This is a genomic window from Mesorhizobium robiniae, from assembly GCF_040545535.1.
Taxonomy (GTDB): Bacteria; Pseudomonadota; Alphaproteobacteria; order Rhizobiales; family Rhizobiaceae; genus Mesorhizobium; species Mesorhizobium robiniae.
The window spans coordinates 34737-47012 of record NZ_JBEPMC010000018.1 but is presented as its reverse complement, the minus strand read 5'-3'; the positions used below and the strand labels follow the sequence as shown (position 1 = coordinate 47012).

General features: G+C 58.6%; 11 protein-coding genes. 6 read left to right on the top strand and 5 right to left on the bottom strand.

Annotated elements, in window-relative coordinates:
- Positions 1 to 20: 20 nt before the first annotated feature.
- Positions 21 to 953 carry a DMT family transporter gene (locus tag ABID19_RS32070; protein WP_263807133.1) on the bottom strand — a complete coding sequence of 311 codons (933 nt, stop codon included), beginning with the start codon at positions 951 to 953 and terminating at the stop codon, positions 21 to 23.
- A gap of 560 nt (positions 954 to 1513) precedes the next feature.
- Positions 1514 to 2395, bottom strand: a complete 882-nt coding sequence (locus tag ABID19_RS32065) for a GlxA family transcriptional regulator (protein ID WP_318528306.1) — start codon at positions 2393 to 2395, stop codon at positions 1514 to 1516.
- A 313-nt stretch (positions 2396 to 2708) separates the two neighbouring features.
- Here ABID19_RS32065 and ABID19_RS32060 point away from each other — a divergent pair, with 313 nt between their 5' ends.
- Positions 2709 to 3806, top strand: a complete 1098-nt coding sequence (locus tag ABID19_RS32060; RefSeq protein ID WP_263807132.1) for a GlxA family transcriptional regulator — start codon at positions 2709 to 2711, stop codon at positions 3804 to 3806.
- A 16-nt stretch (positions 3807 to 3822) separates the two neighbouring features.
- On the opposite strand, the gene ABID19_RS32055 is transcribed toward ABID19_RS32060, so the two are convergent.
- From ABID19_RS32055 to ABID19_RS32045, 3 genes are all read right to left on the bottom strand, one after another.
- Positions 3823 to 4749 (bottom strand): 2-hydroxyacid dehydrogenase, encoded by a 927-nt coding sequence (locus ABID19_RS32055; RefSeq protein WP_263807131.1) that lies wholly within the window; start codon positions 4747 to 4749, stop codon positions 3823 to 3825.
- Positions 4750 to 4886: 137 nt separating this feature from the next.
- On the bottom strand, positions 4887 to 5660 hold the full coding sequence (locus tag ABID19_RS32050; RefSeq protein WP_263807130.1) for a class II aldolase/adducin family protein: 774 nt from the start codon (positions 5658 to 5660) through the stop codon (positions 4887 to 4889).
- A 25-nt stretch (positions 5661 to 5685) separates the two neighbouring features.
- A complete protein-coding gene (locus tag ABID19_RS32045) occupies positions 5686 to 6594 on the bottom strand; it encodes an NAD(P)-dependent oxidoreductase (protein WP_263807129.1) in 909 nt (302 codons plus the stop codon).
- Between the two features lie 186 nt (positions 6595 to 6780).
- Between ABID19_RS32045 and ABID19_RS32040 the strand changes: the two genes are divergently transcribed.
- The 5 genes from ABID19_RS32040 (at position 6781) to ABID19_RS32020 (ending at position 12126) form a co-directional block, all read left to right on the top strand.
- Entirely contained in the window at positions 6781 to 7626 is an 846-nt protein-coding gene (locus ABID19_RS32040; RefSeq protein ID WP_263807128.1) for a LysR family transcriptional regulator, read from the top strand.
- A gap of 25 nt (positions 7627 to 7651) precedes the next feature.
- On the top strand, positions 7652 to 8737 hold the full coding sequence (locus ABID19_RS32035) for a mandelate racemase/muconate lactonizing enzyme family protein (protein WP_263807127.1): 1086 nt from the start codon (positions 7652 to 7654) through the stop codon (positions 8735 to 8737).
- Between the two features lie 159 nt (positions 8738 to 8896).
- Complete coding sequence (locus ABID19_RS32030) at positions 8897 to 9868, top strand: ABC transporter substrate-binding protein (protein WP_263807126.1); 972 nt, start codon at positions 8897 to 8899, stop codon at positions 9866 to 9868.
- Positions 9869 to 10039: 171 nt separating this feature from the next.
- Complete coding sequence (locus tag ABID19_RS32025; protein WP_354494676.1) at positions 10040 to 11074, top strand: ABC transporter permease; 1035 nt, start codon at positions 10040 to 10042, stop codon at positions 11072 to 11074.
- Entirely contained in the window at positions 11071 to 12126 is a 1056-nt protein-coding gene (locus ABID19_RS32020) for a quaternary amine ABC transporter ATP-binding protein (RefSeq protein ID WP_263807124.1), read from the top strand. Before ABID19_RS32025 ends, ABID19_RS32020 begins: the two co-directional genes overlap by 4 nt.
- Positions 12127 to 12276: the final 150 nt, after the last annotated feature.

Genomic DNA, 12276 nt, shown 5'->3' with positions numbered 1-12276 from the left:
ATTATCCGTGGAGAACCAGATCAAGTCGGTTGAGCTGCGTTCTTAGCGGAGCTCTGCCCAATCAGTGCAAACAATCCGGCTCCACAGATCAGGGCTGCCCCCACGACGGTGGTGAATCTCGGCACTTCGTCGAAGAACAGAAACCCCCACAATGGCACCCATAGGATGGCGCTGTACTCGAAGACGGCGACGTTCCCCGCTGGCGCAAGCCGGTAAGCCTGCGCAAGCAATGTCATTCCGGCAGATGCGATTACGCCACAGCCGGCCATCAGCAACGTATCGTTGAGCGTTGGCCAGACCCATGGGCGCATAAGGAAGGCAAGACTCGGGTGACCAGCATCTTTGAGGGCGCTCGAACTCACGAGCGCGGCCAACACGGGCGCGCCAATGAGGAAGGCCAAATTCTGATAGAATGTGATAACTGCGGCGCTCTCGCTGTCGCCAAGTTTCCTCGCCAGGATCTGTGCCGACGAGTAGAGGGCTGCAGCCAAGAGGGTTAACGCAGATGCCCATTCGAAGGCCGCAAGACCCGGTTCCAACGTGATGATCACGCCGATCAAACCCACCACCAGAGCCATAAAGGTGGTCTGGTGAGGTCGCTCGCCGAGGAAAAGAATTCCGAGCCCTGCAATGATAAGTGGAGCGACAACATAGAGCGCGATAGCATCGGCCAAAGGCAGCGCTGCGATTGAAAGATAGTAGCAAAGGTATGCGCCTAGGAGGATCACTGCACGAATGGTCAGCAGCCCGGCACGCTTTGAAAGAAGGAACCGAATACTCCCGGTCGCGCGCACCAACACCACCAGTATGGGCAATGCGACAATTGATCGAACCGTTATCGCTTGGGTGACCGAATACGTGTCCGAGAGCCCTTTCATAATCGCGTCCTGCAGCGAGAAGATGAAAACGCCCAGGCACAGAAAGCCTGTAGCTGCCAGGGAATTCTTGTGCATGGGGTGCTCCGCGTGAGACGACGCAGCCAGCGCCGATTCGGTGGTCTCGATTGGGCTTGTACAACTGCACATGTAATCCACCAGTTTGCGCCACTCCCCGGCCGGGTATATTCTTCGGCGGACCGGTACGCCTCAAGGATTTCATTTCTACGCGTCTTCATTCGGGCGGTTCAGTGTGTAGACGCTATCATTTGCGCCGGGCCCGACAGTTGCGCAAAAAACTCATCTGCCGCATGACATTATTTCGACCTTCGGCTGACCTTGCCAAAGATGTAGTGGGTGGACACCGCAGTTTGAGCTCGCAACTTCGGTTGTCGACTTCGGGTAGCTACGCGGGCCGCAGTTCCAAGCGGGGTGGCCTACCGGTGAACCTCCTACCGGCAGGGCTTTTTGGACCCCGGAAAAGCTGATTGCACCACCACAACGATTTTTTCCCGTGTGAGATCGATCATCGGCATTTTGTGCTATGCTACCGCCGCCGCGTATCATGGCGCATCTAGCGCTATACTGCGATTATTCGTGGAATAGCGATCCTGTTTGAAAGGTTATTTTAATCCAAACTAGGTCCCGTTACCCGACGCCGGTTCCTTATTGCCGTGCCGTTGGCCGCGATGCAGGGACAGCGATTCTCCTTGCTGCGACCTGAACTCTTGAGGCGTCCGCAAGTAACGAGGGCGAAAGACGCGGCTCAGGTGCGAACCGTCGCAGAAGCCGCATTCCAGGGCGATGCTTGAAATCGACCTGTCGGTTCTCAGCAGAAGATGGCGAGCGTGATCGAGCCGTATCTGGGTGTAGACCGTCTGAGGCGAGGTATGGAGTTCCGATCGAAAGCGGCGCTCGACCAGTCGTTTGCTTATGTTGAGCTTGTCGGCTATCCGGCCGATAGTCAGCGGAACCTCAAGGTGGTGCTGCATCAGCAGCACTGCGCGTTTCAGGATTTCGTCCCGGACGACAACCTCAAGGCGCCCGGTCGGCTGCGCCGTCTCACCCTTTGCCGCCTCGTTGAACATCATAATCCGCAAACTCTTGGAGGCCAGGGCTTTGCCGAGGTGCCTGTCGACGAGGAAGGCTGCAAGATGCGCGGCGCTCGCGCCGCCCGAACAGGTCAGCCGGTCTCGATCGACAACGAAAATCTGGTCGGAAATGGCCTGAAGGCCCTCGAAAAGTCGCAGGAAATCCGAATTGTGGAACCAGCTGACGCAACACCTATAACCGTGCATCAGACCGGCACGGTGCAAGATGAACGAACCGGTACACAACCCCACGAGAGGCACGCCAGCCTCGGCAGCGACCCGCAAATGGTTGTCAAACCGGGTGTCGACAAGGAGGCTTTCCTCTTCGAGAACCCCGCCAACGACCACCAGGTAGTCAAAGCGGCGAAGATCTCCGATCCGTTCATGGGGAGAAATCGCAACGCCGCAGCTGGACAGGATCGGCGACATATCGGGCGATATGACACGCCATTGGCAGTGGATTGGGCGGCTTCGGTCCCCATCGTCGGCAGCAAGTCGCAGCACGTCTACGAAATTTGCGAACGCCCCAAGTGTAAAGCGGTGGAGGAGGAGAAACCCGACGGATAACGGGGCAGGCTCGCGCCCTGGCCTTTGAGCCTGATTTTTGGTGAAGAAATCACCGTGTCGCAAATATACCGCCATGTTGACGCAACTATCCTTTCGTGGATTTGCCCCTTCGATCAGATTATGGCGCGGGCGGGTTCTCGCCTGTCGCTCGAAGAACAAGGCGGAGAGTCTGATCATGGTCCATCACTGGTCCCACGGCGCCTGGGCGTCGGCTTCTGCCATTGAACCGATTACTGTCGCCCTCTACTTGGCACCTGGATTCGAACTTCTCGCCGTGTCGTCCGTCTTGGACGTCTTCCGCCTCACCAATAAAGTCGCCGGGCGTGAAGCCTTTCGCTGGCGTATTGTTTCCCACCTGGGTGGAACCGTGAGGGCCAACTGCGGCATCGTTTTCACGGCGGACGCCGACTTGGCACAGGAGCGCAGGTATTTGATGCAGCCTGAACGCCCGGTACTGGCTCTGGTCTTCGGTGATGAGCCTGATGGAGGACCTGAAACCAAGGTGCTGAGCGCATGGTTGCGCGAATGCCGGCAGCGCCGCATTGACACGGGCGCATTCGGGAGTGGTGTCGCTGCTTTGGCGAAAGCGGGTCTGCTGAATGACCGCAAGTGCGCCGTCCATTGGGAAGCATTGCCGGCCTTCAACGAGCGGTTCATGCGCGTCGAGGCTGCGGCGACCATCTACGAGGTCGACAACAACATCTGGAGTTGCGCCGGCGGCACGGCAGCCTTCGATATGATGGTCGAGCTTGTGAAATATCATTGCGGCGAACCTGTCGCGGTGAGTGTTGCGGAGTTGGCCGTTGCGGGCCGTGTGCGCACAGGCGAGGAGCGCCAGCGGCTGCCGCTTCTGCGTCAGCATGGCAGGCTCAACCCCACGGTCGTGAAACTCATCGAATTGATGCAGAGGAATTTGGCAGCCCCGCTGACCATGGCGGACCTTGCGGCGGCTGCAGGGCTGTCGCGGCGGCAGGTGGAACGCCTCTTCCGCAATGATATCGGTCGCTCTCCCTGCCGCTACTTCCGGGAATTGCGATTGGAACACGCGAAGCTCCTGCTTGCCCAGTCGGCGATGCCCGTTCTGGAAATCGCGGTATCCTGTGGCTTCGTGTCCGCCTCCCACTTTTCGAGGTGTTTCCGCCAGGCACATCAGATAGCGCCTCACAAAGCCAGAAATCTTCCGGCCGGAAGATTTCTCGGCGTGCCAACGGCAGCACAACCTGGCACCGTCCATACGCACCCTGATTTGGATCTGCACCAAAATAGGGCGTGATATTATGCCGATAAGTTCAATAGCCGGCTTCCCGGTTGAACAACGGAAAGACCTCAAGTCCGCGCTCAAGACGGCGCACGTTGGTGGCGATCACGGCTACGGCGCTCGATGCAAATGTGGCCCCCGACATATGCGGCGTGATGTACACCTGGGGGTGAGTCCAATAGCGATGCTCGGGAGGGAGCGGTTCCTGGGCAAATGCATCTAACGCGGCGCCGGCGAGATGGCCGCGGTCGAGCGCGTCAAGCAGGGACTCGTCGTGGACGACTGCGCCGCGGCTGATGTTGACAAAAAAGCTGCCCGGGGGCATGACCGCGAATATCTTCTCATCGAGAAAGTGCCGCGTCTTCGGGGATAGCGGAAGGGCGTTGATGACGACGTCGATGCGACTCAGGAAGTCTCGCAGGGTATCCGTTCCGGAAAAGCAGTCGACCCCCTCGATCTGTCGCGCGCTGCGGTCCCACCCGCTGACGGCGTAACCAAAATCGCGGATGCGGCTGGCGACTTCTGTGCCGATGCGACCCAAACCGAACACCCCCGCGCGAAACTCTTTCGTAGGGACGATCTGCTTACGATGCCAGATCCGGTCTTTCTGCTGGGAACGGTAGTCCGCGTAGCGCCGGTGGAACGTCAGCACCCAGTAAAGGGCATGGGCCGCCATGTCTCGGGCCACGGCCGGGTCGGCGAGGAGAATCACCGGGACGTCAGGCAGGCTTGTATCTGCCACGAAATGTTCGGCCCCGGCGCCGAGGGAGAAAATTGCCTTGAGATTCGGATAGCGGTTAAGATCACCTGCGGGGTGGTTCCAGACCATCGCATAGACGACTTCATCGGGATCAATCGGTTCACCGAACACTTTGACAGGCAATTCAGGAAGCTGGCGGCAGAGTTCCCTCCGCCAGCTTTCATTGTCGTAGCCATGATTATTCAACAGGATGGTCATCGGTTCGGGTGCCCCCGGCTGGAAGGAATTCGGCCCGCACGGAAGGGACGGCGGGTCGTTCGACCTCCGTGCGGGGCGTTGAAAAAATGTTGCCACAGGAACCCCGGCCAGTGTCTGCCGAGGATCAAGCTGTCAGTTTAATAGCGGTAAGAAGGATCGACCCGGTCGCATTGGCGCAACAGCGCAGGCCATTCATATTTACCGAGCGGGAAATCGTCATACTGCCGATGTGCTAGCCGCCAGATGTCTTCGCGGCTCTTGTCGAGCTTGAGGCCGGTAGAATAGGCATCGATCAGAACTCGGCACGCTCGGACCGTATAATATAGGTTCATGAAGGCTTCGCCGGCGTTGGCACCAACCGCGAGAAACCCGTGGTTCTTCATGATCAGGCATTTCTTGCCTTCGATGTTCTTGGCGAGACGATCCCGCTCCTCAAGGGTCAGCGACAGGCCTTCCCAGTCGTGGTAGCCGATGTCGCCCCAAAGCATCGAGCCGTCCTGTGTCAGGAATTCCAGGCCATCCTGTAGTGCTGTGATGGCCAGGCCTGCGGGCGCGTGGCTGTGGAAGACCACTTTCATGTCGTGATGGGTGTTGTGGATCGCTGAATGGATGACGAAACCCGCAGTATTGACGTCCGGCGGGCCGTACAGAACCTTGCCCTGTTCGTCGACCTTGATCAGGTTCGACGCTGTGACCTCGTTATAGAGTAGGCCGAAGCGGTTCAGGAGGAACTGGTGATCGGTACCTGGAACCCGCATCGTGATGTGGTTCCAGATCAGATCGTCGTAGCCGTACATGTTGGCGAGGCGATAGAGGGCCGCAAGGTCCACTCGCGCTTCCCATTCTTCCTTGGAGATGTTGGCGTGGCCGCCCTGGACGCTGAAGTCCTCGGCTTTCATCTCGTATGCCATTGGTAATCCTTTCGCTTATATCGTGTCAGGTGGAACGAAGGAATGTGCCGTTCTGCTCTTCCAGGAGCTTCACAGCCATGAGGTGGTTTTGATCGAAACCGTATTTGTCGACAGCTTTTTTGTAGACCGCCTCGACCTGCTCGCACATCGGCAGCGTGGCGCCGACAGATCCTGCGAGCTCCAGGGTCAGGGCCATATCTTTGTGTGCAAGCCCGAGTGCAAATCCCGGGTCATAGCTGCCGTCCAGAATCGCCGGGCCGTATCGATTGGCGACGTAGCTCGCCCCGGTACTGCCCTGGATGATCCCCAGCATGGTATCTGCGGGAACCCCGCCTTTGACCCCGAGCATGAGGGCCTCGCTGAGGGCCACGGAGTTGAGGTAGCATAGCACGACCTGTGCAATCTTGGCGACGTAGCCGGCTCCATGAGGCCCTAGGTGCATGACCCGGTTGCCGATCTTGTCGAGGACTGGCTTGCAGCGGGCAAAGACTTGGGCGTCTCCACCGACCATGATCATCAGCGTCCCGGCTGCGGCGCCTTCAATGCCGCCGGAGACCGGAGCATCAAGGAAATCGATCCCGCAAGCATCGGCGGCCGCGCGGATGCGACGCTCGCATTCGAGGTTGTTCGTTGAGAGATCGATCCATACCGCACCTTTCGGCAACGCGGCAACAATGCCCTTCTCTCCGAGCGCCGCAGACTCGATGATTTTTGGGTTAGGTAGGGAGGTGAACGCGATGTCGGCGCCAGAGGCGGCCTCGGCTGCAGTCGTGGCCGCTGAGATCGCCTGGTTGCCGGCTGCCGCTCCGGTTGATCGGACGGCATCGACCTTATTTGAATCGAGGTCGAAAAGCGCGAGTTCGTAGCCGCCGCGCGCCAAGTTGCTGGCCATAGGCCCGCCCATATTGCCCAACCCGATAAATGCAATCCGCATAGATGTCTCCGTTCAGGGGCAGCCGGCGCTTCGACCTCCGGGGGAGCCCGCCCAAATTTGGCATGTCTCCAGTTGGCGCTGTCATCACTGGATCCCGCAATCCACTCTTTCTCACCCGCATTGACGTGGCAAACGAATATAATTATCGAGTCATATCGAAGAATTCGATTTGAGGACGGCTTTGCGTTGAATATTGAGCACATTCGGGCATTCTTGGAGGTTGGCAGCACCGGCAGCTTCCAACACGCCGCCGATCAGTTGAACGTCACGCAGTCGACCATCAGCGCTCGAATCAAGTCCCTCGAGCGCCGGCTAAACCGCCAACTGTTTCACCGTAAGCGTAACGGAGTGGCTTTGACGACCGGCGGGCATCAGTTCCACTCCAGCGCCATCAATATCGTCCGGGCCTGGGAGCGCGGCCAGCAAGTCGCAACCCTGCCGGAGGGCCTGAATGCCTTCGTCACGCTCGGCGTCGAAGACAATCATTGGCCCCGCGTGGTGCCCGGCTGGCTGGAACGTATGGCCAAGGCCCTGCCGGATGGAGTCGCGAGCGCCATCGCCGAGCGCTCGGATACGCTTATGGAGAAACTCCGAGCGGGACTGCTCGACATTGCCGTGCTTTATGATCCGCGCCATTGCGCGGAGGCGCGCATCGAACCGCTCATCAGCGAAGAACTCGTGATGGTTTCGACAACACCGCGCGCGGTGGAGAGCGGGGTCGTTCCTGGCTACGTTTTCGTGGATTGGGGGGAAACGTTCCGGGCGCAGCATAGCATGCATTTTCCGGGCGTCTTCAGCCATAAACTCACGATCCGCAGCGCCGCGGTGGCCATGGATCACATCCTCGCTAGCGGTGGTTCGGGCTATTTCCTGGCCGAATCCGTGGCACCGCACGTCAAGTCCGGCCACCTGCATGTGGTCAAGGGTGCGCCGCGCTTTCAACGAACAGTCTTCGTAGCCGTTCGTATTGACGTCATTGCACCTGAATTTATGGAAACCGCTGTGAAGGCATTGCGTGAGGCGATCGCCTGAACCTCAACCTGCACAAAGGAATCTCATGAAAATCACCGCGTTGAAGACTCGACCGACAGACGTTCCTTTTGCTAAGCCGATCACAACTGCCATTCACAATATGCGTTCGGTCGGATGCCTGCTTGTCTATCTGGAGACCGATGTCGGGCTCGTGGGCCAGAGTTATATCTTCACGTTGAATGCCGTCCGGCTCAAAGCCTTCGACGAGATGGTCCGTGGCTTTTCGCATCGCATCGTGGGCCAGGACCCTCACTATGTGACGGCGATCAATTCAGCCATCTGGTCCGAAATCAATCCAACTGGCTATGCTGGCGTCACGATCTCGGCGCTTTCCGCGCTCGACACGGCCTGTTGGGATCTGGTCGGCAAAAGCGCGGATCGGCCACTGCATCACCTTTTCGGAGCGTGCCGAGATCGCATCCGCACATACGCCAGCGGCGGACTCTGGCTTTCCCAGAGCATCGACGAACTGGTTGATGAGGCGGCGATCTTTCTTAACCAGGGGTTCCGGGCGATGAAGGTGCGTGTCGGCAACAAAGACCCTAGAAAGGATCTCGAGCGCGTCAAGGCAGTCCGAGAGGCAGTCGGACCCTCCATCGAAATCCTCACGGACGCCAACCAGGCGCTCACTCCAAAGCAGGCGATCCGTCTTGGCAGGATGCTTGAGGACCTCGACATCGGCTGGCTGGAAGAGCCGGTATCTGTGCATGACCTCGTGGGCCAGGCCGAAGTTCGTAATGCGCTCGACATGGCGATTGCTTCGGGTGAGACGGAGTGGACACGCTTCGGCATCCGCAACACGATCGAGGCCCGCGCCGCCGATGTGTTGATGCCGGACCTCCAGCGGATTGGTGGACTTACCGAAATGCGCCGGGTGGCGGCTTTGGCGGAAGCGTACTGCCTGCCCATTTCCACCCATATTTTCACCGAGCACAGCCTGTGCATCGCAGGATCTGCCGCCAATTGCATCTCCGTGGAACACATGCCGTGGTATGCGCCGCTGTTCCGCGAACAGATGGAGATCGTGGATGGCGACATCCTCATACCCACCCGTCCCGGAGCCGGTTTCACGTTTGATGAAACTGCTGTGGAGCGCTTTGCGATCGACTGACGGCTCGTTTGGACATCGAAAAAGTCGATGTCAGGGTCGAATTATATTCGTTAGTTAAATGTTCGGCATTCCTATAATTCCTGATGTGGGGAACCGCTCCGGCGACTTCATAGCTGCTGGGGACATCGCCTGGAATTGGAATACCAACAGGAGAAAACAATGCTCTCACACTCGCTTAAACTCACCGCCGCAGCCTTTATCGCTACCATCGCCGCGACTGCGGCCGAAGCCAAATGCGGTGACGTCACCATCACGGAGATGAACTGGGCCTCGGGATCGATCGTCACCGCTGTCTCTAAGTTCCTGATGGAACAGGGCTACGGCTGTAAGGTCACGGTTGTTCCTTCGGCTACTGCTACTGCGGTGACATCGGTTGCAGAGACCGGCCGTCCCGACATCGTCACCGAACTCTGGCTTAACGGCGCGCCAGCATACCCAGCATTGGTGACCGCCGGCAAAGTTAAGACCTTGGGCCATATCCTGACCCCCGGCGGCATTGATGCATGGTGGGTCCCACAATACCTCGTTGACGAACATCCGGAACTTGCGAAGATTGATGGCATTCTGGCCCATCCCGACTGGGTCGGCGGCAAGTTTCATAATTGCCCCGAAGGCTGGGGTTGTAAAATCACGAACGACCATTTGGCTGAGGCTTTCGATCTGAAAGGCCACGGCATCGAAGTTTTCAATCACGGCTCCGGAGAGACGCTGGCCGCAGCGATCGCCGCTGCCAACGAGAACAAACAGCCTTGGTTCGGTTACTATTGGGGTCCAACATCCGTTCTAGGCAAGTACAAGATGGTCAAGGTCGACATTGGTCCATATGTCCCCGAAATCCATGCCTGCAATGCAGTGGAAACGTGCAAGACACCCGGCAAGTCGGCCTATCCGCCGGCAGAGGTGGTGACAGCAGCGACAACGGATTTCGAGAAGCGCGAGCCCGAGATTGCAGCGCTAATGTCCAAGGTGACGTTCACAACCGAGCAGATGAACGAAATACTGGCGTGGCAGGATGGCAAGAAGGCTTCGGCCGATGAGTCAGCGGTCCACTTCCTGACCACTTATAAAACGGTGTGGGCGGACTGGCTCAGCCCTGAGGCGAAAGAAAAGCTTTCGGCCGTCTTGAAGTGAGATCAACAAGCGCGCTCTCCGGGCACCACCCACGCTGTGTGTGGGTCTAGTGGTTGACTTGGCAAAATGCTTGGCGGCACCTCAAGCACATCGACAAGCACCTCTCGGTCAATTCTGGTGGCCGCGCCTTGACGGGCGTGGCTGCCGGATTGCGGCGATTTAAGGCTCGAAATGTCAGCTTACGAAAAAGCTTTTGACTCCTTGGGGCTGCGGTCCTGGTGCGACGCCGGCGCCATCGGCGGGCCGATGTCGATGGACGATCTACTCGCCAAGGCCGGCGCGGCGGGGACCGAGCAAACCGAATTTTTCCCGTTTCCGTCCCTGGATGTCCTTCACAAGGCGTGCGGCGCCTTCCCACGGACCCGCGACATGACGGCCGGATTGGAACGTCTGTTCCTGGACGTGAAAGACCCCGTCAAAGTCGTTCTGGACCCGGTGACGCAGCCCTTGAGCTGGGCGTTGCGCAACACCATCGATCTGATGCAGTCACTTCCTTGGTGGGCTGCTATCCTGATCCTGGTCGCCATCGCTCATTTCGCCGGGCGTCGCACCGGCGTGACGATCTTCGTGCTGGTGGTGTTCCTAGTCTTGGCGTTCATCGACCATTTTGGTTACGCCATGCAGACCCTCGCCATCATCATGGTCTGCACATTCATCTGTGTCCTGTTCGGCGTGCCGATCGGAATTGCGATGTCACGCAGCAACCGGTTGGAGCGGTGGCTGACGCCTTTTCTCGACCTGCTGCAGACGTTGCCCACTTTTGTCTATCTCATCCCGCTGATCTTCCTGTTCAGCGTCACGGAGCCGAAGCTGTACGGCATCGCGATCATTCTCTATGCGATCGTGCCGTCGATCAGGCTAACGAACCTCGGCATACGGCTAGTGGACAAAGACGTTCTCGAGGCCGGAGAGGCGTTTGGCATGACCTCCTGGCAAAAGCTCTATCGCGTCCAGCTGCCCCTCGCGCTGCCGAACATCATGGCCGGTATCAACCAGACAATCATGTTGTCGTTATCTATGGTCGTGATCGCTTCGCTGGTCTCCGCGCCTGGCCTTGGAACTCTTGTCCTTCGCGGCATCAACAAACTCGAACTCGGCGTCGGCCTTGTCGCGGGCCTCGGCATCGTGCTCCTGGCCATTGTTCTCGACCGAGTCAGCCGAGCAGCCCTCCAGCGCGTCAATAAGATGCATCAGTCGCGGACATGAGCATGACCGAGAGCTTCGTATCCATCCGCAACCTGTACAAGATCTTCGGCAACAACGCGCCGGCCATGGTGTCCTACGCGAAGGCCGGGATGCACAAGAAGGACATGCTGCAGGCCTACGGCCATGTACTTGGGCTGCGCGACATCAATGTGGAGATCAAACAAGGCGAGATCACGGTGATCATGGGCCTTTCGGGCTCCGGAAAATCGACCCTCATTCGACACCTCAACCGCCTCGTCGACCCCACGGCGGGTGAGGTCATAGTCAACGGGACGGACATCATGAAACTCGATCGGGCGAGGCTGCAGCAGCTACGCCGGACCCAGATGTCTATGGTTTTTCAAAAGTTTGCGCTGCTGCCCCATGAAACGGTCCTCCGCAACGCCGGCATGCCATGCTCTGTGCGTGGGGACGGGCGGGCCAAAACCGACGAGACGGCCCGCAAATGGCTCAGCAGAGTCGGCCTCGCGGGCTCGGAGGGGCTGTATCCTCACCAACTGTCGGGAGGCATGCAGCAGCGCGTCGGCCTTGCGCGGGCGCTAACTTCAAACTCCGAGCTCATGCTCATGGATGAAGCCTATTCGGCGCTTGACCCGCTTATCCGCTCAAGCATGCAGGACCTCCTCTTGGAATTACAGAAGGATCTCCAGAAGACCGTCGTCTTCATCACGCATGACCTAGATGAGGCCCTCAAGCTCGCCGACCATCTGGTGATCCTGAAGGACGGCGAAATCGTGCAGCAAGGGGAACCGCAATACATCCTCCTCAACCCGGCCGACCCTTACATCGAAGACTTCGTCAGCGATATCAACCGCGCCCGGGTGCTTCGCGTCCGATCCGTAATGGAAAAGACTATCGTCGAGGATGATGGCTATGAAGTCCTCGACGGGGACGAAACCCTGGAGCGAGCGATCCTGCGATCCCACGGTGCCGCCGACAAGTCATTTGCGGTGCACTCGAACGGGGCCCGGGTGGGCACTCTCAAGATGACTGACGTTTTGAAGGCGCTCGTACCCACGGCGACGACAGGACGGAACCACAGCAACGTTTAGGTTAGGACCACGACGATGGGTTTCCCTTGGCGCTCTTCAACCGAATGGACCTCGCTGTTGCCGAACAAATGCCGTAGGCCATGGCTGCGAGGATTTTTGCAAAGGCTTTTCAGGCGTCCCGGAAAGTGAATCCATGAGTCCTCTGATCAC